At 61.7% G+C, this 21,055-nt stretch carries 17 protein-coding genes and 1 pseudogene; 7 read left to right on the top strand and 11 right to left on the bottom strand.

Annotated features, from left to right (window positions below; genetic code table 11):
• Positions 1-481: 481 nt before the first annotated feature.
• Positions 482-718 carry a type 2 periplasmic-binding domain-containing protein gene (locus tag AWB78_RS47685; RefSeq protein WP_198399317.1) on the bottom strand — a complete coding sequence of 79 codons (237 nt, stop codon included), beginning with the start codon at positions 716-718 and terminating at the stop codon, positions 482-484.
• On the opposite strand from AWB78_RS47685, the pseudogene AWB78_RS21595 reads away from it, so the two are divergent.
• A pseudogene (locus AWB78_RS21595) lies at positions 677-1,372 on the top strand (alpha/beta fold hydrolase); the annotation flags it as partial. The gene AWB78_RS47685 and the pseudogene AWB78_RS21595 sit on opposite strands and share 42 nt — an antisense overlap.
• A gap of 3 nt (positions 1,373-1,375) precedes the next feature.
• On the opposite strand, the gene AWB78_RS21590 reads toward AWB78_RS21595, so the two are convergent.
• From AWB78_RS21590 to AWB78_RS21580, 3 genes are all read right to left on the bottom strand, one after another.
• Positions 1,376-1,726, bottom strand: coding sequence for a RidA family protein (locus AWB78_RS21590; RefSeq protein WP_062607929.1), 351 nt, complete (start codon positions 1,724-1,726; stop codon positions 1,376-1,378).
• A gap of 30 nt (positions 1,727-1,756) precedes the next feature.
• Positions 1,757-3,088 (bottom strand): NAD(P)/FAD-dependent oxidoreductase, encoded by a 1,332-nt coding sequence (locus tag AWB78_RS21585; protein ID WP_062607927.1) that lies wholly within the window; start codon positions 3,086-3,088, stop codon positions 1,757-1,759.
• 133 nt (positions 3,089-3,221) lie between these two features.
• Positions 3,222-4,148, bottom strand: a complete 927-nt coding sequence (locus tag AWB78_RS21580; RefSeq protein WP_062607926.1) for a LysR substrate-binding domain-containing protein — start codon at positions 4,146-4,148, stop codon at positions 3,222-3,224.
• A gap of 161 nt (positions 4,149-4,309) precedes the next feature.
• On the opposite strand from AWB78_RS21580, the gene AWB78_RS21575 reads away from it, so the two are divergent.
• Complete coding sequence (locus AWB78_RS21575) at positions 4,310-5,569, top strand: aromatic ring-hydroxylating oxygenase subunit alpha (RefSeq protein ID WP_062607997.1); 1,260 nt, start codon at positions 4,310-4,312, stop codon at positions 5,567-5,569.
• A 69-nt stretch (positions 5,570-5,638) separates the two neighbouring features.
• On the opposite strand, the gene AWB78_RS21570 is transcribed toward AWB78_RS21575, so the two are convergent.
• The 3 genes from AWB78_RS21570 to AWB78_RS21560 form a co-directional block, all read right to left on the bottom strand.
• Positions 5,639-6,628, bottom strand: coding sequence for an Ldh family oxidoreductase (locus AWB78_RS21570; protein WP_062607924.1), 990 nt, complete (start codon positions 6,626-6,628; stop codon positions 5,639-5,641).
• Positions 6,629-6,652: 24 nt separating this feature from the next.
• On the bottom strand, positions 6,653-7,705 hold the full coding sequence (locus AWB78_RS21565; protein ID WP_062607922.1) for a proline racemase family protein: 1,053 nt from the start codon (positions 7,703-7,705) through the stop codon (positions 6,653-6,655).
• A gap of 201 nt (positions 7,706-7,906) precedes the next feature.
• The gene (locus tag AWB78_RS21560) at positions 7,907-8,983 is read right to left on the bottom strand and encodes an ABC transporter substrate-binding protein (RefSeq protein WP_062607920.1); all 1,077 of its coding nucleotides are present in this window, start codon (positions 8,981-8,983) and stop codon (positions 7,907-7,909) included.
• A 641-nt stretch (positions 8,984-9,624) separates the two neighbouring features.
• Here AWB78_RS21560 and betI point away from each other — a divergent pair.
• The 5 genes from betI (at position 9,625) to AWB78_RS21535 (ending at position 13,879) form a co-directional block, all read left to right on the top strand.
• A complete protein-coding gene (gene betI / locus AWB78_RS21555) occupies positions 9,625-10,272 on the top strand; it encodes a transcriptional regulator BetI (RefSeq protein ID WP_232477782.1) in 648 nt (215 codons plus the stop codon).
• A 137-nt stretch (positions 10,273-10,409) separates the two neighbouring features.
• Complete coding sequence (locus tag AWB78_RS21550; protein ID WP_062607917.1) at positions 10,410-11,597, top strand: NAD(P)/FAD-dependent oxidoreductase; 1,188 nt, start codon at positions 10,410-10,412, stop codon at positions 11,595-11,597.
• Between the two features lie 10 nt (positions 11,598-11,607).
• On the top strand, positions 11,608-12,174 hold the full coding sequence (locus AWB78_RS21545) for a HutD/Ves family protein (protein WP_062607915.1): 567 nt from the start codon (positions 11,608-11,610) through the stop codon (positions 12,172-12,174).
• A 25-nt stretch (positions 12,175-12,199) separates the two neighbouring features.
• Complete coding sequence (locus AWB78_RS21540) at positions 12,200-12,949, top strand: electron transfer flavoprotein subunit beta/FixA family protein (RefSeq protein WP_062607914.1); 750 nt, start codon at positions 12,200-12,202, stop codon at positions 12,947-12,949.
• A complete protein-coding gene (locus AWB78_RS21535) occupies positions 12,950-13,879 on the top strand; it encodes an electron transfer flavoprotein subunit alpha/FixB family protein (RefSeq protein WP_062607913.1) in 930 nt (309 codons plus the stop codon).
• 72 nt (positions 13,880-13,951) lie between these two features.
• Here the strand turns inward: AWB78_RS21535 and hutG are convergent, their stop codons facing one another.
• From hutG to AWB78_RS21515, 4 genes are all read right to left on the bottom strand, one after another.
• A complete protein-coding gene (gene hutG, locus AWB78_RS21530; protein ID WP_074173510.1) occupies positions 13,952-14,752 on the bottom strand; it encodes an N-formylglutamate deformylase in 801 nt (266 codons plus the stop codon).
• Positions 14,753-14,904: 152 nt separating this feature from the next.
• The gene (putA, locus tag AWB78_RS21525) at positions 14,905-18,702 is read right to left on the bottom strand and encodes a bifunctional proline dehydrogenase/L-glutamate gamma-semialdehyde dehydrogenase PutA (protein ID WP_232477781.1); all 3,798 of its coding nucleotides are present in this window, start codon (positions 18,700-18,702) and stop codon (positions 14,905-14,907) included.
• Between the two features lie 9 nt (positions 18,703-18,711).
• Positions 18,712-19,545, bottom strand: a complete 834-nt coding sequence (locus AWB78_RS21520) for an ABC transporter permease (RefSeq protein ID WP_062607911.1) — start codon at positions 19,543-19,545, stop codon at positions 18,712-18,714.
• Positions 19,546-19,550: 5 nt separating this feature from the next.
• Entirely contained in the window at positions 19,551-20,837 is a 1,287-nt protein-coding gene (locus AWB78_RS21515) for an ABC transporter permease (RefSeq protein ID WP_232477780.1), read from the bottom strand.
• Between the last annotated feature and the right edge of the window lie 218 nt (positions 20,838-21,055).

Below are 21,055 nucleotides of genomic sequence, written 5' to 3'. Positions count from 1 at the left end.
CTCGAAAACTTCAAAACACGACGGGGGCCTCGATTGGCAAAGAAGAACCTCGCCATGCCCGCACGGGTATTCGGCACACGAACGAGTCGTGTCATCGCGCTCGCACTGCTCGTCGTCGGAGGCGGAATAATTTTCGCGGCCTGGTTACAAACGGAACTCGACCACGCGCGACGGCCGCAAGCGACGGCCTTTGGACGAGTGGCGCGCTCATCCGGCGCTGTGACGCCTCTCGTCGAAACCCGAGCGTCGAGCGCCACACAAAAGGCAGACGCTATCGATGCGCCCGCTGAACCCATGCGAGCGCCCGTCGATACCGGCAATTTGCCGCGAGTGCGCCAGTCGGCGAAATCCACGCCTCGTCCAGCTCAGACCGAGCCTGCCGGTTCGCTCCAGCGTTCGAGGCCGGATCGCAAACCTCAGCAACGGTCTCGCGAACCCGCTTTCATGAACACCTTCGCGCACCACTAACCGGGGATTGCAGTCATTGACCTTTCGACGGTTTTCGCAACAGCGCGACGGCCGCGTCGACCATCGCGTGCTGCCGTGTCCGGTTCCAGGCGACCGCGGTGGTCACAACGCTGACCGTCTCCTTCAAAGGCCGGAAGACCACGTTTTCCGGAGTCAGCTTCTTCGTCGATGCGGGCACCAGCGCCACGCCCTGCCCGCATCCGACGACGGCTTCGGCTCGACCAAGGAAGACTATGCGGACATCGTGCATTACCCGGCGTTGGCCGGACGTCCCGTGATTGCGTATGACGCGCCCGGTTGCGGTGACACGCGCCGTGGCGATCCGTCGAACGTTTCGATCCCCTTTCTCGTCGCCACGGCAAAGGCGGTGCTCGCGCATGTCGATGTCGACCGCTTCCATCTCGTCGGCCATTCGATGGGCGGTCTCACCGCATTGATGCTCGCGCATGAAGCGCCGCAGAGCATCGCGAGCTTCATCGACATCGAAGGAAACGTCGCGCCCGAAGACTGCTTCCTGAGCCGTCAGGTGATCGACTATCCGTCAGACGACGCACGGTCCTTCTTCGATGACTTCATCGAGCGGAACTGGCATGCGCCTTATCATGCGAGCGCGCTGTATGCATCGAATCTGCGGCATAAGGTGCGCGCCGAATCGGTACGCGGTATCTTCATGTCGATGGTCGAACTGTCCGATCACGGCGACCTCATGACGAAGTTTCTGTCGCTGCCCTTTCCGCGTATGTTCATGTACGGGGAGCAGAACGCGGCGCTCTCGTATTTGCCGCACCTTTTGCGAAACGGCGTGCAGCTGGCGCAGATCGCCCACAGCGGACACTTTCCGATGTATTCGAATCCGGTGGGCATGTGGGCGAGTATTGCGGCGTTCGTGCGGCGGTCCGACTGAGCCTCACGCAGCCGCCACGATCACGACTTCGATCAGCTTTTCCGGTTGCGCCAGGATGGCCCCCACGGTAGCGCGCGGCGGCGTATGTCCCGGCGCCACCCATGCATCCCAGACTTCATTCATTGCGGGAGCCTGCTTCATATCCGAAAGGAAAATCTGACAGGACAGGATGCGCGACTTGTCCGAACCGTGCTCGGCGAGCAAGGCGTCGATCGACGCCAGCACCTGTCTGGTCTGCCCCGCCATGTCTTGCGTGATGTCGTCCGGCACCTGTCCCGCGAGATAAATCGTTCCCTGATGCACAGCGACTTCGGACAGACGCTTTCCAACGTGGCTACGCTTGATTTCAGTCACTTCCGATGCTCCACAGTTAAATTGATAGGCTTAACGCTCCAGGCCAGCACGCGCGGCCTGATACTTGATCGAAGAGACCACGCCGATGCGGCGGAACGGTTCGGGCGGCAACCAAGTGGGACCCTCGAGACTGAGCGCGTCCGACAAGCCGGAAGACTGCGCACCCATGGCCATCTCGCCCAGCAACTTTCCGTATGTGGTGCCCTTCAACACCCCCGCACCGTTACAGCCCAACGATGCAAACAGACCGGGCCGCAACTCTCCGAAGTAAGTCGCCCCATTGCGCGTCAACGCCGTGGTCCCGCCCCACACATATTCGAAACGATGAGACCTCAGGTTCGGAAAACGTCGCTGATAACTTGCCGTCAATTGCGCCAGCGTATCGGCGGGTGACTGCTCCTGCTCGTACGAATAAGCGCTGCGAACCATGAAGCGTCCGCCTTGAACGCGGCGAAGCGTCGTACCGAGACGGTTGGCCGGAATGACGCCCCACTCCTCAGAATCGCCGAGCTTCGCAAGTTCGGATTCCGGAAGCCGGGGCGTGAGGGCGGCATAGGTAAAGATCGTTATCAGACGATCATTCAGAATGCCCAATGCTTTTGCGAATCCGTTATTGGCAAGAATGAGCCGATCCGCGATGTACTCGCCACGACTCGTCGTTACCCGAAATGGCGCCGCTTCTCCAAGCGACACGACAGCTTCGTTCTCCGCCACCATGACATTGGGCGGAAGCGAGTCGGCCAGACCGCGAATCAGGGCGGCAGGTTGCACGAAGACATTGCTCGACGAGTGATAGCCGTATCGGTAATAGCTTGTGCCGAGCTTCTGCTGCAAGGCGTCGCGGTCGAACTCTTCGTAGTTCACGCCCCATTCCCGATACTGCGCGAGCGAGGCATGAAGATTTTCAACGCCGGCCTCGCTCGCGGCGGCATGAAATTTCCCCACGGGGTTCCACTTGCAGTCGATGCCATTCTCGCGAACGAGTTGCGCAAGCCACTTCAGGCCGGCGTCATACATTCGGATCTGCTTGCGCGCGACCTCGACCGGACTGGTGTGGCCGCCCATCTTCGTGTTGTGCGGCAAGTTGATGATGAAGCCGGAGTTGCGTCCGGCGGAGCCCTCTCCGATCGTCGACGCTTCGAGCACGAGCACCTCGTCATCAGGACACAACTCCGCGATACGCCGTGCCGCGGCAAGGCCTGTGTACCCGCCACCGATGACGATGGTCCCGAAGCGGGAACGGTTCGTCGCCTGCTCGGGGACGCGCGGCGGCAACATGGCATTCCAGCCGGAGCACTGCCGATATGCCGGAAACCTTTGTGCTGCGTCGAAAGAAAACTCAGGACGTCTCGCGCTATTCATGAGTGCCGCCTTGCCTCGATTCGTTCAGTTGCCTCCATTTTGCGTGGCACGGAATCGCATTGGCGCTTACATCAGGAAAGCTGATGCCGAGCTTTTGCACGGCTTGTACTTTTGCTCCGACGCATATGCGCGTTCACAGCGGAGCAGGATCTCCGTGCAACCATTCGACGAGGCCCGTTATCGACGAGGTGATCGATCGCCCATGCGGCACGACGATGTAATACGAGTCCGCCGGCTTGCATGACGCCGTATGCAGCCGAACCAGTTCGCCCGATGCCAGCATGTCGGTGACGAGCCGCCCCCATCCCAACGCCACGCCCTGTCCGCAGCGCGCCGCCAGCACTGCATCCGTGTAGATGCTGCAGCGGAGCGCGTAATTCAGTCGTGCGGGCCGGTATCCGACGGAAGCGAACCATGTGTCCCATGCCATCCATCCTTCCGATGTGGAGTCGGAGTCGATCAGCGGCATCCGCGCAAGCGCTTCGAGCGTGTCCGGCGCGCCGTTTTCGAGAAGCCAGCGCGGCGAGCATACGGGGAAGACTTCTTCATCGAACAGCAAGGTCGCGGTGCCGTCTCCCCACGAACCATCCCCGAAGCGCACCGCGACATCGACTTCGTTGTGACGTAGATCGGCGATAAACATCGGGTCGGTCAGGCGAAGCTGAAGCTTCGGCTGCAAGCGCTTCAGATTCGCAAGACGGGGCACGAGGCGCAGTTGAGAGAACGCCGCGGTCGAAGCAAGCACCAGCTCCTGTTGCTCGAATCCCGCCGATAAGCGATCGAACACGCCGGCGATCTTCTGCATCGATTCGGCTACGACGAGATAGAGAGACTCGCCTTCGCCCGTCAGCGATATGGACCGATGAGAGCGGTGGAATAGCTTCACCCCCAGCGTCTCTTCGAGGAATTTGACTTGCCGGCTGACCGCGGCCTGACTGACGCCTAGTTCGCTCGCAGCATTGGTGAAACTGCCGAGCCGGGCGACGGCTTCGAACTCGACGAGCGCGGTCATCGACGGAATGATCCGTCTATAACCCTTGGGGCCTTTCGCAACTTTCATCGGGCGACGTCTCCGGTCATGGATTAGCGCGTGCTTCGCATAACTTGCAGTAATGCAGACAGAACAATAAAGGGCGTTGACGCTCCAGGTTCGCACTCCAATACTGCGCGTACGGACTATGAGCCGTGCCTGCCGATAACACCTATATCTGGAGCAAAAACGTGTCTGTCACTCCCCTCAAGACTCATCGCGAACTCGTCGATAGCCGCGTACCCGGCTGCGGCTTTCCCGGCGACATTTTCAGTCGTCAGGACGTTTTCGATAACGACGTCGACGTCTTCTTCAACAAGCTCTGGATTCTCGCCGGCGTGACGGCCGATGTTCCCGAGCCGGGCGATGTGTCCACCGTCGAGGTTGGCAAGGCATCGATCATGATCGTGCGCGACGATGACGAGAACATCCGCACGTATCGCAACGTCTGCCGTCATCGTGGCTCCAGAATCATGAAGCAGGCCGGCAAGGCCAGTGTCGGGATGCTGGTATGCCCTTATCATCAATGGACATATGAGCTCGACGGCAGCCTGAAACACGCGACGCACATGGGTCAGGATTTCGACAAGACATGCAAAAGCCTGATACCCGTTCACACGAAGGTGATCGGCGCGCATATTTTCGTGTGCCTCTCGGATGAGCCGCCGGAAGACATCGCGAAACTCGAGCAGGTGATGACGCCTCGCTTTGCGCCGCATCAGATGCAGCGGACCAAAATCGCCTTCGAATCCGAGCTCATCGAGAACGGCAACTGGAAGCTCGTGATGGAGAACAATCGCGAGTGCTATCACTGCGAGGGCACGCATCCGGAACTGACCAATTCGTTCCTTCCCGAAGACTTTGGCTTCTGTCCCGACGGACTCGGCGAGGAAGCGATGAAGAATTACGATGCCTACGTGGCCCGCAATGCGAGAAACCGCGAAGACTGGGAAAGCGAAGGTTATATCTGCGAGTTGTTCGAATCGCTCGACGAAAGCGTGCACACGAATTTCCGGACCCAGCGCCTCGTCATCGCCGGCAGCAATGAGTCGCAGACGCTGAGCACGAAGGTCGCGAGCACGAAGCTGCTCGGCGATCTGCAACGCCGCGATCTCGGAGACGTTCACATGTGGGGCCATAATTCGTGGACGCATGTCATGAGCGACCATTCCATCGTCGCATTCATTCTCCCGATCGCACCGGACAAAACGCTCGTGCGGACCAAGTGGCTCGTTCACGAGGATGCCGTCGAAGGAGTCGATTACGATCTCAGGACGCTGACCGAAGTGTGGCTGGCCACCAATCAGCAAGATGCCGATCTGGTCGCGAACACACACAGCGGAACGCAGGACCCCGCGTACATTCCGGGGCCTTACTCGAAATACACCGAAGCGCCGCTCGACCAGTTCTGCCGTTGGTATGACGCGCGTCTGAAAGCACAAGGCATTTAAAGCCGCGAAGGCGTCAGTTTTCAATCGCTGACGCCTCCGTGGTTTCTATCGATACTGGGGCCCTTCTTATTACAGACGTTCGTCCCCCTGCGACCACTCGGCGTAGCTGCGTACCCGATCGATCACTTCCGAAGGCACGTCTATCTCTCGAACCTTGATATGACTGCCCGGAATGCGCACGCCCATATCGGCCAGTCGTGCGAGTTGCGTCGAAAGTCGCACGGGAAAGTCCGCCGAGAAGATTTCAGGTTTGAGCGCCACGAGAAAAAGCCCGATGCCCGGACTTTCACTGCCCTCGGCAAAAGAAGGCGCATCCATCGACCAGTTGGCTCCCGTCACCCCGGCAGCGAGCACTTCCATCATCATGGCGATGTTCGCGCCTCGTGCTCCACCGAACGCGACGAGCAAGCCCTTCACGGCTTCCCTGGCGTCCGTAGTCGGCTTGCCATTCTGATCGACGGCCCAGCCTTCAGGGATCGTCTCGTTGCGCTCCGCCGCGTTGCGAACGTTGACGAAGGCGGTCGCACTGGAAGCCTGATCGATCACCAGCGGCCGCCCGTTCGCAACGGGCGCCGCGAAGGAAACTGGGTTGGTCCCATAGACCGCACGGCCGCTTTCGAGCGTGGTCATCTGCGCCGTGGCATTGCAGGTCGCGATAGAGACAAGCCCGCGCTCCGCGAGGCGCCGCGTGTAGTAACCCAGCTCACCCACCGTGAAGCTGTTCGACATCGTCAATGCGACGATCCCATAGGTCGACGCTCGCGTAATCAATTCCTCGAACGCCTGATCGAATCCGAGCTGCGCGATGCCCTTGCGCGCATCCACCGTGATCGCGGCAGGAACCGGAAAGCGAATCGCCGGCTCGGAATCGACCGCGATTCTGCCCTTCAGAAAGCCATCGAGATAATCCGGCAAGTGAGCGAAACCCACCGCCCTGCTTCCGGCCAGTTCGGCCGATATGACCGCTTCGGTCAAGGAGCGAGCGACCGCGTCGTTCGCGCCGACTGCCTTGATCACGCTGTACGCGATCTGCTTTGCTTCATCAGTTTCGAATCGCATGGTCTCGTCATCGTTCCTGATACGTCATGCCCAGATGTCTCTCAACGTGAAACCGTTGGGGAAGGGATCATCGGGATCGAGCACGTATGTGTTGAATCCGTAAATCCATGAGCGGCCGGAGATCGTCGGAACGACAGCGGGAATGTCACCGATGCTCGCCCGTTCGACGAGCTTGCCCGTGAAGACCGTGCCGAGGATGCCCTCGTGCCGGAACGGCTGATTCAGGTCCAGCTGGCCCTTGGCGTGCAGGGTGGCCATTTTCGCCGACGTACCCGTGCCGCACGGACAGCGATCGATGGCGCCGGTCCATGTCGCCGGATCATCGAAGTCGATGGCTCCGCTCGCGACGGTGACCGCATTCTTCCAGTCCGCGTTCGGGTTATCGGTCGGACCGGAAAGCTGGGCGATCGTGATGCCATAACCCGGATAATGAGGATGCGAGACGGGCAACTGCTCCTGCGCCGCCTTGAGGATGAGCGCGGATACACGCGTGATTTCCTTGCCGTGCTCCGGCTTCAACTCCAATCCCTTGAACTGCCGCACATCGGCGATCACATAGAACATCCCGCCCCAGCCGACATCCACCGTCACCTTGCCGAGATGCGGCACGTCGATAACCTTCTCGATATACGGAGCGAAAGCCGGCACATTCCTGAACGTGACCGAGGTCACCTTCCCGTTGCTGCATTCGGCGCGAATGCCGATCAGACCCGCGGGCGCCTCGAGCTGAAACTCCGTGACAGGCTCCTGCATCGGCAGCATGCCGGTTTCGAGCAGCACGGTCGCAACCGAGATCGTATTGCCGCCGCTCATCACCGGGTACTCGACCTGTTCCATGATGATGTAACCCGCCGCGGCATCGGGATGCTTCGCCGGCACGATCAGGTTGCAACACAGCGGCGGATAGCCGCGCGGCTCGCGCAGCATGAGCATTCGAATCTGATCGTCGTTCTCTTCCAGCCACTTCATCTGCTCATAGACCGTATTCCCCGGGATATGAGGCACGCCTCCCGTGATCACCCGCATCGGCTCGCCCGAATGCGTCTCGACCGCATGAAATGTACGCTTGAAAGTCATGATCTTCTCGTGGGTTGATATGGGCCTCGCGCCGCGCTTCGTCTCCGCGGCGCGCTTCAGGTTCCAAGATACGCTCTGTCAGCGCCCCGCTCTTTAGCTTTGCACGGTCTTGTGCTGTTCATAAGCGCGAGTAAACGCAAGCCCATTGCAAAAGGGGACACGTCGAATGCGTGCCCCCCGTGCGCGTCAACGAACGACGCCTTACTTGGCGCCGAGCCAGACGGCGAACTTCTGATTCAGGTCGTCCGAGTGGTCCGCCCAGAACGCCACGTCGACGTCGACTGCCGTCTTCTGGTTGTCCGGATTGGTCGGCAGATAAGGCTTCACCGAAGGATCGACGAGCGAAAGCGAAGAGTTGCGCATCGGGCCCAGCGCGGTGGAAGAGCTCAGCTTCGCGAGTTGCTCCGTCGCTGTCGAGTACTTGAGAAAGTCCTGTGCGGCTTTCAGGTTCTTCGTACCTTTGACGATCGCCAGCCCTTCGATATTCTTGACCTCGCCATCCCAGACGAAGCCGAATGGCTTCTTGTCCTGTGCGATCGCCGTCCAGATGCGGTTGCAATAGGCGCTCGTCATCGTGACTTCGCGATCGGCCAGGAGTTGAGGCGGCTGGGCGCCGGCCTCCCACCAGACGATGGAAGACTTGATGGTGTCCAGCTTCCTGAAGGCGCGCGTGACGCCGTCCTTGGTGCCGAGAACCTTGTAGACGTCGGCCGGCTTCACCCCGTCCGCCAGCAATGCCCATTCGAGCGCGCCTTCGGGCGACTTTCTCAGCCCCCGCTTGCCGGGGTACTTCTTCAGATCGAAGAAGTCGGTCACTTTCGAGGGCTCCCCGTTCTTGAACGCATCCTTGTTGTAGGTGATCACCGTCGACCAGGCGACGTTGCCGACCATGCAGTCGGACAAGCCGCCCGACATGAAGTCCGACTTGGCGGGCTCGCCGGATTTTCCAGCCGGCAACGAAGCCGGATTGACTTTCTCCAGCAGACCTTCATCGCAGGCGCGAATGGCGTCCGCGTACTGGATGTCGACGACGTCCCACGTCACGTTGTTGGTCTGAACCTGGCTTCTGATCTGCGCGATGCCACCGTTATAGACATCCGACTTGACGTTCGTGCCTGTCTGCGCGGCGAAAGGTTTGACCGCGGTTGCGTTCTGGGCATCCTGATAGGAGCCTCCCCAGCTCGCAAAGACAATGTCGGCTGCGCTCGCGGGGACGCTGGCCACGGACGCGGCGAACAGCATCGCAATCGCGGTTGAGTATCGGGTCTTCAGTTTCATGCTTTTCGTTCCTTCATAACGACGTCTGTGGCACGTGAAGCCAATCGTCTCGGTTAAAAAATCACGGTACTGCGGGCTGTTCGTCCTCGATCTTCCGTTACTGATGTCCTTCAATGGTTAGACGCTTTTAATAAGGCTTCCTACTTATCATCATCAGGCACGTTCGTCCTTCGAAGCAGTCGCATCGAGTTCAAGCGCAGCGGCGGTTCACCTATTTATCTCTTGCTCGCCGCTCATTTTCGAATCCTCAGATCTGAACTGATGTTCAGCACTTGTCGGCAGAGCGGTGATCGTCTTTGCCGGAGACTTTGAACACATGTTCAGTACGCTGCAACTTGGCGCCACTATATACCCGATTTTTGCGTTAAAAAAGTGGTTTCCTGAGGCTCCGGCATCCGGTTTATCCCTATACCGCTTTCGTAGAAGGGAAATCCCGAGGCGGTTGACCCTATTCTCAATGAACGATTGTTCAACGATTACATGAATCTCGGGCAGTAGCAGAGGCCTACGCGTTCAGCTTCGATCAGACTGGACGGCCGGCCCGGCCGGCCCAGCCATTCGGATAAACTAGCGAGACCCAAACCGGCCGGGCGATTGCCCCGAAGGCCGGTACGCTCTCAAGCACACAAGTGGAAACTATCGTGAAGGCAGCCGTCGTTGCAGGATCCGGCCGCAAGGACGAAGCGGGTCCCTATGAAGGGATGCGGCTCAAGCTCATCGACGCCACGCTGGCGGTGGTCGGTGATGTCGGCCTGGAAAATCTGACGATCAGACGCGTCAGCGAACACGCCGGGGTATCGGTGGGTCTCGTTCATCACCATTTCGAGAACAAGCAGAGTCTCGTCTACAAGACGTTCGAACATCTGATCCGCCGCGTCCGCGAGCAGCTCGTCAACGGGCGACGGGACATCGCGGACCCGGTGGTACGGATGAAATTCACGGCCGACATGTGTTTCAACGACGAAGTGATGAGCCAGGGCGCAGCGAACGTATGGCCGCACATGTGGAGCTCGTCCGCGCATGAACAGGACGTGCGGCGCCTTTGCACGGCATTCTCGAGGCGGCTGCGCTCCAACTTCATCTTCGATTTCCGGCAGGCCGGATGCGATCCTCTGATGTCCCGCATCTACGCGATTCAGGCGATGGCGCTCGTCCACGGACTATGGATCGAGCACCGGGTCGCGGCGACCATCAGCATCGACGAGGCCATCGGCGTATTCCACGGCATGATCGACGATGCGACGCATCGGATCTGGAAGATGAACCTGCGGTCGTCTCATTTGCGATAGCCGGCCCGCACCCGGCCAGGCCTGAGCCGCTTCCCTCGGGCCGCTTAAACTAAAAATAGAAAGCCCTTATATTCCCGGCCCGCATCATTTCCGGTCGCAAACTTCCGCTATACCTTGCTCACAGAAGGAAGCGGACCGTGAATACCTATGATGTGGTTGTGATTGGCGCCGGCGTCATCGGCACTTCGGTGGCCTTTCAGCTTTCCCGGCTGGGGGCGAAGAACGTGCTCGTCCTCGATCGCGGGATGATCGGCGCCGGGACGACGTCGCAATCGTCCGGCATTCTCCGCACGCATTATTCGGTCAGGGAGAATGTCGAACTGGCCCGCAAATCGTGGGACGTATTCAATGATTTCGCGTCCTACCTCGGCGACGACGAAGCGTCCTGCGGCCTCGTGAAATGCGGCTACATGATCGCCGCGAGCGAGGGAGACAAGCTCGAACCGCTGCGCGCTTCCTTGAACCAGCAAAAAGAACAGGGCATTCCGCTGGAGTTGCTCAACCGGAAGCAGGCCAGCGAGCTGCTTCCGATCGCCCGCTTCGACGATGCCGCGCTGATCGGATACGAACCGGAAGCGGGCTTTGCCGATGCCTATCTCGTGGCCACCAGCTTCGCGCGCGCGGCGCGCCGCGGCGGCGTCACGATCAAGGAGAACGTATCCGTCGACGAGATTCTATTCGAGGGCAACAGGGTGGTCGGCGTGTCCACCAGCATCGGCGACTTCGCCACGTCGATGGTCATCAGCACGCAAAACATCTGGACCCCGGAACTCGCCGGATGGACGGGCCGCTCGCTGCCGATCATGCCCGAGCGCCACGCCGTGCTGGCGCTGGAGTGCGAAGCGGCCAAGTACACGTTCTCCATGCCTGTATTCAAGGACCTGGCCTCGCCGGGCATGCTCTATTGCCGCAGCTACGGCGGCAGCCAGATGCTCGTGAGCGAAGGCGTCGTCGGCGAGAAGCTGAACGTGGCCGACACCGAGCAAGGCGATATCCCGATGGATTACATCGTGGATGTCGGCACGCAGGTCGCGGAGCGTTTCCCCGACTACGAAACCGCCGGCATCGCGTCTTCGTGGACGGGCGTCTACGACGTCACGCCCGATTGGAACCCGGTGCTCGGCAAGCTCCCCGGCATCGAAGGCCTCGTCGTCGGCTACGGCTTTTCGGGCCACGGCTTCAAGCTCTCGCCCACGGTCGGCCGCGTGCTTGCGCAGGAAGCGCTGGGCCTGCCCACGGACGTATCGCTCAAGCCCTACTCGATCGAGCGCTTCGATACCGGTGAACTGCTGACGGGCAAGTACGGCCTCGGCGCAGTGTCCTGAATCCGAAGCGATGTCCGACATGGAAACGCTGTCGCTGGGTTCGATCGCGCCCGAGCTCTGGCGCAACGGCGGCGGCGTCACGCGGACCCTCGCGCGGGAAGGCGACGAATGGCGCGTGAGCATCGCCGAGGTGCAGAAGGACGGATCGTACTCCCGCTTCGAAGGCCTGAGCCGCATATCGTTCGTGCTTCGCGGCGACGGTGTCGTGCTGCGCGATGCGGATCACGCGATCGAACTGCTGCCTCGCCAGGCTATGGAATATGACGGCGACACGCCGTGGCAAGCGACTCTGATCGACGGGCCCGTCAGCGTGCTCAACGTCATGAGCAAGCGCGGACGATATCGGGTGAAGGTGACTTCGGTCACGCGTTCGATTGCCGTCGAACCCGGTCGCGCGGCTGTCGTTCTCGCGCTGGGGACCGGATGCCGCCTGAACATTCAGCCCGATGATGCGCACGAGTTGAATCCCGGCAACGCGGCGATCTTCCGCACGCTCGGGGCCGCATTGCGGATCGAGGCCCAGCGAGACAGCACCGACTTGCTCATCGTCATAACGATTGAACCCGTGCACGGGTGAGCGCACGTTCAAAAGGGAACCTGAAATGAAAGTCATGACAGCAGTGAAACGCGTGGTGGATTACAACGTCAAGGTGCGCGTCAAGGCGGATCAAAGCGGCGTGGATATCGGCAACGTGAAGATGTCGATGAACCCGTTCGACGAGATCGCGACCGAGGCCGCGACTCGCCTGAAGGAAGCGGGCAAGGCGACCGAAGTCATCGCCGTATCGTGCGGCGTACCGCAATGTCAGGAGACGCTGCGCACCGCGCTCGCGATCGGCGCCGATCGCGGCGTGCTGGTCGAGACGGATGCGGAGTTGCAGCCCTTGGCGGTCGCGAAGCTGCTGAAGGCCGTCATCGACAAGGAGCAGCCGCGCCTCGTGATTCTCGGCAAGCAGGCCATCGACGACGACGCCGGCCAGACCGGCCAGCTCCTCGCCGCGCTGCTGGACTGGCCGCAAGCGACATTCGCCAGCCACATCGAGATCGATGGCGAAACCGCCACCGTCACGCGCGAAGTCGATGGCGGTCTCGAGGTCGTATCCATCACGCTGCCCGCGATCGTCACCACGGATCTGCGACTGAACGAGCCACGCTACGTGACGCTGCCGAACATCATGAAAGCGAAGAAGAAGCCCATCGATGTGCTGAAGCCGGGCGACCTGGGCGTCGATCCGTCTCCGCGTCTGAAAACGCTCAAGGTCGTCGAGCCGCCGGCACGCAAGACCGGCATCGTCGTGCCCGATGTCGCGACGCTCGTCGAGAAACTGCAAAACGAAGCGAAGGTGATTTGAATGACGACTCTCGTAATTGCCGAACATGACAACGCGCAACTCAAGGCCGCGACGCTGCATACGGTGACGGCCGCCTCGAAGATCGGTGGCGGTGTGCATGTGCTCGTGGCTGGTGCCGCGGCGCGCGGCGTGGCCGATGCCGCAAGCCGGATCGCGGGCGTCGATCAAGTCATTCTCGTCGCTGCCCCTCATCTCGCCGATGGCCTCGCCGAAAATATCGCCGCTCAGGTCGTGGCGATCGCGAGGGATTACTCGCACGTGTTTTTCGCGGCAACGGCAGCCGGCAAGAACGTGGCGCCCCGCGTGGCCGCAAAACTCGATGCATCGCAGATTTCCGACGTGATCGCAGTCGATTCGCCCGACACGTTCCAGCGTCCCATCTACGCGGGCAATGCCATCGCGACCGTGCAGACGAGCGACGCGATCAAGGTCGCGACGATTCGCACCACGGCGTTCGATGCGGCATCGGCCGAGGGCGGCAGCGCGTCGATCGAGGAAGCCGCGGCGGTGCCCGACACCGGTCTTTCGAAGTTCGTGCGCCGTGAAATCGCGAAGAGCGACCGGCCGGATCTGACCTCCGCGCGCGCGATCGTGTCGGGCGGTCGAGGCCTCGGCAGCGCGGAAAATTTCGCGTTGCTCGATCCGCTCGCCGCAAAGCTCGGCGCGGCCATCGGCGCATCGCGGGCGGCCGTGGACTCGGGATACGCGGCAAACGACCTTCAGGTCGGTCAGACGGGCAAGATCGTCGCGCCGGAACTGTATGTGGCCGTGGGCATTTCCGGCGCGATCCAGCATCTCGCGGGGATGAAGGATTCGAAGGTCATCGTCGCGATCAACAAGGATGCGGAAGCGCCGATCTTCGGCGTCGCGGACTATGGACTCGTCGCCGATCTCTTTCAGGCCGTGCCTGATCTGACGAAGTCGCTCTGACCTGGTTGCAAGCACCTTCCCAGGGTGTTCTGCCGTCGCCGATGGTGCTGCCATCGCGACGGCTTTTTTCCGCTACCGGCCAGCTTGCGCGTTCGCGCGCACGGCGGCGGCGACCATGCGTTCCACCACCGGCTGCACGCGCTCGGCAAGCTCAGGCCGATATTCGAAAGGCGCGCTCTCGTTCATATAGGTCGATTGACACATCTCCAGTTGCACGGCGTTGATTCCATCGTCAGGACGGCCATAGGCTCGCGTGATGTAACCGCCCTTGAAACGGCCGTTGCCGACCCATGTGAACGGCTGACTTTCGAGTTCGCCGCAAATCGCATCGAGAATCTCCGGCCGGCAACTCGCGCCCGCATTCGTACCGACGTTGAAGTCGGGCAGCTTGCCTTCGAACAGGCGTGGCAGGATGCTCGCAATGGAGTGCGCTTCCCAGAGAAGCACGCTGCCGAACTTCGCGCACATCGCGTCCAGCTCGGCGCGCAGCTTTGCATGGTATGGCTCCCAGTACATCTGCAATCGATGCCGCACTTCCGCCTGCTCCGGCGCGCGACCGCTCCGGTACACAGGCTCTCCACGAAAGGTTTCGCCGGGGCACAGGCCCGTCGTCGTCTGACCGGGGTAAAGGCTCTCGCCGGTCGGCGGCCTGTTGAGATCGATGACATACCGCGATATCTTCGCCCCCAGTATCGATGCGCCGGCACGCTGCGCGAACGCGTACAGCCTGTCCAGATGCCAGTCCGTGTCCGCGACGCGCAGCGCTGCGTCAGTCATGTGTTCGGCGATCTCATTCGGGATATTCGTTCCCAGATGCGGGATGGAGATCAACACAGGCATGTTGCCCTGATGGAAACTGAAAACGTCCGACACTTCGCCCTCTCCTTTATATCGACTCGCGCGCTTGCGACCGCGAGATGCAAAACGTCCGTCGAGGCCGGAACGCAGCATGTCGCTCGTTGTGACCAGGACGGACGTCAATGACAGATGCCAATGGACGGACACAGCCCGCCCATATCGTCACGTTACGCGGCATCCTCGCTCATGACCATCAGTTGCGTATTGCCGCCAGCCGCGCTCGCGTTCACGGTCGTCACGCGTTCGCGCACGAGTTGCGTCCAGTCGTATCGTCCGGACGCCTCCGCGACGACCACGCTCGTCATTCGCGCGGCGCACAGGCGACGCAGGTTGCCGAGGTCGCGGTAATCGGCGGCGGCGAGAACGGCCTCGACGCGGACATCCCGCAATTCGCCAGCCAGTGCCCGCTTCACGTCCGCCGATGCGATCACCTTGCATGCACCGTTCAGCACGGCGGCGATCTCATCGGCGATGGCGGACTTCGGCAGCACGGCGTCGTTGCCGAACGCGACCGTCGCCATCACCTGCATGGCAAGCGAAAACGCCGACTCGCCCGTGCAAAGCACCTGTCCTCGCGGCAGGAGTTCGACCGTGTTTTCCTCGCCCGTCAGCGCCGGCAGACTGAGCGGCTTCGACGAGTCGATCAACTGGCTCAGGCGCGAGCGGAAGACTTCGGCCGAAGCACGTTGAGCGGCATCCATCTGCGCCAGCATCGACGCTCGCAAAATCGAATCGATCTTATGCCGACGATCCGCATGGGCTTGCGTATGCGCGGCGACACGCGGCATGAGACGTCCGTCGGCGGTCTCGACAGGAAACTCGAAGAACTTCTCGCTCACGGCCGCCTTCGACCTGCCGAACGGCCCCTGAGACGCTTCATAGGATGACGCCTCGTGGCGCGTGAGACTGAGAAGCGTCAGCGGGCCGCCGGTCATCGGACCGGTGCCGGCTGCACCGACACCGCCGGCGGGCTGCATGCCGGGAAACGCCTGATGCATGGACCGGTTGATGCAAATGCTGTTCGCTTTCGAGAAGGACAGCAGCTTGCCGCTGGCTTCGTTGATGCGCGTGTGAAGACCCAGCACGGCACAGCCGAGCGCATTGAGGCGCTCGATGAGATCGTCCATCGCGCCCGTCCTGAAGCGGACGACATGAAGAATGGGACCGGCGACGCCGGCATCGATGGCCCCGAGCGACGCCACATCTTTCATATCGACGATAGCCGGCGCGACGAAGTTACCGTCCGTGCATTCGGCCGACACCTTGCCTCGTGTGACCGCGAATCCCTGCCGCCGCAGTTGCGCGAGATAGGTCTCCGCGCGGTCCTTCGCCGCCCGGCTGACCACAGGGCCGATATCGGTCGACACGCTGAGTGGATCGCCCGTGTTTCGCTCGCTGAGCATGCCGTTGAGCATGCGCAAGACCTTGTCGGCGGTCGAGTCCTGAAGGCAGAGCAGGCGCAACGACGCGAGCGACTGCCCCGCGAAATGGAAAGCGGACCGGATCGCATCGGAGATGACCTGTTCCGGCAGCGCCGAGCTGTCCACGATCATCGCGTTCGCGCTGGCATGCGAAGCGATGAACCTGGCAGGCTGCGCGCGCTCCGCCAGCCGGGCCGAGATCGACGCGGCAACCTCACGCGATCCGCCGAACAAAACGGCAGCGACACGCGAGTCGGCGATCAATGCCTGGCCGATGGTCGCGCCATCGCCGGGAACCAGTTGCAGCACGCCGGCGGGCAAGCCGGCGTCGATGAACACACGCGCGGCCTCGAACGCGACCAGCGAAGCATCCGACGACGGTTTCGCAACGACCGCATTTCCCGTGGCGAGCGCCGCCGCAACCTGTCCGACGAAGCAGGACAGCGGCGATGCCGACGGGCTGATGCTCGCCACAATGCCGAGCGGCTTCGCATCGGCGAGCCGCGAGTCGCTCATCGATTGATGCGCGTAGAGCCGGCACATGTTGACGGCGCTACGGACCTCTTCGACCGCCTCGGACAGCGTTGCACCGCTCTCGAGCGCCAGCAGGGCGCCAAAGTGCGCGCCTCTGCTTTCCAGCGAGGACGCGACGCGCTCGAGCAGTTCGGCGCGCTCGGATGCCGACGATGCCGCCCACGCATCGCATGCCTGCGTCGCCGACGCAAGCGCGCCAGCGACAGCGTTCATCGTGCAGCTCGTCACGCTGCCGATCGTTTCGGCCAGCTTGCTGGTGCTATGCACGAGCGCGGTCGCATCGCCGGCTGCGTCTGCAGCCGTTGCAACGATGGGCTTCGCGTTGATCCGGCTCGTCCGGATCGCCGTCACGGCCTGCGCGAAGTCCTTCGAACCGGCAAAGTCCATCGACGCGGCGTTCAATCGACCCGGCAGCAATCCACGCGGCGACACGATGCCCGCGTGCGGCTTGCCGCCCGTGCGCGCCGCCTTCGCCACCGGGTCCTGCACGATATCGGCGATGCTCACCGCCGGATCGACGATCTGATTGACGAACGACGAATTCGCCCCATTCTCCAGCAAGCGGCGCACGAGGTAGGCGAGCAAGGTCGCGTGCGGCCCGACCGGCGCATAGATGCGGCACGGCCTGCCGAGCTTCGACGCGCTCACGACCTGGTCATACACCGTTTCGCCCATGCCATGCAGACACTGGAACTCGTAGTCCTTGTCGCCGGCGAGCGTGTGCGCCGCGGCCACCGTGAACGCATTGTGCGTGGCGAACTGCGGGAAGATGGCATCAGGCGCGTCGAGCAATGCCTTCGCGCAGGCGATATAGCTCACATCGGAATGCACCTTGCGCGTGAACACCGGATAGCCCACCGCACCGGCATCCTGCGCCAGCTTGATCTCCGTGTCCCAATACGCGCCCTTCACGAGACGAATGTTGATTCGGCGGCCATTCGCACGCGCCAGCGCGATGATCCATTCGGCCACCGCGCGCCCGCGCTTCTGATACGCCTGAAGCGAAATGCCGATGCCGTTCCACCCTCTCAACGACGGCTCGGCGCACAGCAGTTCGAGCATGTCGAGCGTCAGGTCGAAACGCGCCGACTCTTCCTGATCGAGGTGAAAGCCGATGCCATAGTGCTTCGCCAGTTGCGCGAGCTGCAGCAGGCGCGGATACATCTCCGCCAGCACGCGTTCGCGTTGCGCGAGTTCATAGCGCGGATGCAGGCCCGATATCTTCACCGATACGCCGGGGCCGTCGATCGGTCCTTGCCCCTTCGCGTCGCGGCCGATCGCTTCGATGGCGTGACGATACGACTCGAAGTAAGCCTGCGCGTCCTCGTCGGTCAGCGCGGCCTCGCCGAGCATGTCGTATGAGTAACGATAACCATTCGATTCGCGGCCCTTCGCCACGCCGATCGCCTCTTCGATCGTCTGCCCCGTGACGAACTGCTTGCCGAGCATGCGCATCGCATAGGCCACGCCGCCGCGCACGACCGCCTCGCCGCCCTTGCGCACGACACGCGTCAGCGCTTCCGCCAGCGCGTTGTCGTCCGGCTGCTTCAGCAGCTTGCCGGTCACGAGCAGGCCCCACGCCGTCGCGTTGACGAACAACGAAGGCGACTTGCCGATATGCGCGCGCCAGTCCGCATCGACGATCTTGTCGCGGATCAGCTGATTGCGCGTCTCGGTATCGGGAATGCGCAGCATTGCTTCGGCGAGACACATCAGCGCGATGCCCTCGCGGCTGTCGAGCGAAAATTCCTGCGTGAGCAAGTCGACGCCGCCCGCATCGATGCGCGCGTCGCGCACGCCTTGCGCGAGACGCGCCGCGAGATCCTGCGTCTTCTTCAACGTTGCCGCATCGAACTGCGCTTCCTTCATCAGCGCTTGCACGACGACGTCCTCGGGCAACGATGATGCTTCGCAGATGCGCTGACGCAGGGTCTCGAGTTGGGTTGCAGCGGGTTGGATCGATTGGATTTCCGACAGCATGATGAGGTTACCTGATGGATACTGGGTCATGGATGACACTCAGAGGCTCGCCATACCGCGCAAGCGTTCGGTCCTGCGGCGCAGAAGTTCCAGCGTGATGAGCAGCAAGGTCGAGATGACGACGAGCACGGTCGCAACAGCCAGAATCGTGGGGCTCAACTGCTCGCGAATGCCGGCCCACATCTGACGGGGCACGGTGCGCTGATCGGTTCCGGTCAGGAACAGCGCGACGACGATCTCATCGAAGGAAGTGGCAAAGGCGAAGAGCGCGCCGGAAATCACGCCCGGCGCAATGATCGGCATCTTCACCTGAAGGAACACGCGCAGCGGCGAGGCGCCGAGACTGCGGCCCGCCCTCGACAGCGTCTCGTTGAAGCCCGCCAGGGTGGCCGTGACCGTCACCACGACGAACGGAACGCCGAGCGCGGCGTGCGCGAGGATCAACCCGGTCAGGCTGTTCACGAGGCCGAACGGGCTGAAGGCAAAATACACGCCGACCGCCGTGATGATCAAAGGCACGATCATCGGCGACACCAGAATGCCGGTGATCAGCGCGCGGCCTTTCAGACGCGGATGCGTGAGCCCGAGCGACGCCATGATGCCGAGCGTCGTGGCAAGCACCGTGGACGCCGAGCCGACGATCACCGTGTTCTTGAGCGCGAGCATCCACTCGGGGCTATTGATGAAGTCGTGATACCAACGCAGGCTCACGCCGGGCAACGGATACGTGAAGTACGGTTGCGAGTTGAACGACAGCGGCATCACCACCAGAATCGGCGAGATCAGGAACACGAGGATCGCCATCGACAGAATGACGTGCGCCCATCGGCCGAGCCGTCCCCAGACCGTCACATATGCAGGAAAGTTGAACATTCGTTTCACCCCAGCTTGACACCGGCGCCGCCGGTCATACGAACGAAGATCGCGTAGATCGCCAGCACGCCTGCCAGCAGGATCGAAGCGAGCGCGCAGGCGAGTCCCCAGTTCAGCGTGTTGTTCACGTGATTGGCGATGTAGTAGCTGGCGAGCTGGTCATCGGGGCCGCCGACGATAGCCGGCGTGATGTAGTAGCCGACCGCCAGAATGAACGTGAGCATGCCCGCCGCGCCGACGCCCGGCAGCGTTTGCGGAAAATACGCCTGGAAAAACGAGCGAATCGGTCCCGCGCCGAGCGAGCGGGCTGCCTTCATGTAAATGCTCGGCACGCCCTTCATCACCGAATACAGCGACAGGATCGCGTAGGGCAGCAGGATATGCGTCATCGCAACCAGCACGCCGAACCGGTTATAGATGAGCTGAAAACCGTGTTCGGTCATCCCGAGGGTTTTCAGAAGATCGTTCAATACACCGTGCTGTTGCAGCACGACGACCCATGAGGTCGTACGCACCAGAATCGAAGTCCAGAACGGCAGCAGCACCATGATCATCAGCAGGTTGCTGAAGCGGGCCGGAATGTTCGCGAGGAAGTACGCGACCGGATAGCCGAAGAGAAGACACAGCGCGCTCACCGCGATACTGACCCACGCAGTACGCACGAACACGTCGACGTACAGGCGCTCGCTCGGGTTCTCGCGCACGATCGCGCCGCGATCGTCCCGCTTGAAGTCGAACGCTTTCAGGTAGTAGCCGAGCGTCCACGGCGACGATGCGTACTTGAGCGTCGACCACGCGCCGATGTCGTTCCAGCGCTCGTCGATGGCGCTCAGGCGCTCGTGCCACGTGCCGGTGCCATCGACGCTCAGGCGGCGGGCCGTTTTCATGATGAGGCTGCGCATGCCCGCCTCGTCATAGTTGAGTCTCGATGCAACGCGGCTCACGCCTTCACCGCCCTTCGCCGCAATGAGATCGTGCGCGAATGCGTCGAAGACCTGCTCGTTCGGCAGCTTGCCCTGGCCGGGGTCCCACTCGCGCAGCATGACCGATGCGTGCGGCAGCTCCTGCGACAAGGTTGCGTCGCGAAAGCTCTTCAGCAGCAGACTGCCGATCGGCACGAGAAACGTCACTACGAGAAACACGAGCAATGGCGCCACCAGAAGCATTGCCTTGATTCTTTCGGCACGTTCTGCGTTGCGAAGCCTGGCCTTCAGGCTCTTCGAGTCCTGGACGTTCAGCTGGGCGACCGGCTGATCCGTGGGAACGGCAATATCATGGGGAAGCATCATCATGGTCTTGCGGACTGAGCCGCGTCCTCCTGATCAATTCACACTGAAGCAGTCGTTTCCGGGCGAGCGAATCGCGGATGTCGTTGTGGTTTTGCCTTTTCCGGATTCGCGTGTTCTTCGCGGTCGCCGAAGAGAATCTGCATGTTGCCGCGAACACACCTTGATAAGTATGGCTAACTACATTCGCAACGAATCGGGTATGTCTCCGCGTTGTTATCGCG

This window comes from Caballeronia calidae, from assembly GCF_900044055.2.
GTDB classification, from domain to species: Bacteria; Pseudomonadota; Gammaproteobacteria; order Burkholderiales; family Burkholderiaceae; genus Caballeronia; species Caballeronia calidae.
This window is presented reverse-complemented; position numbering and strand designations above follow the sequence as displayed.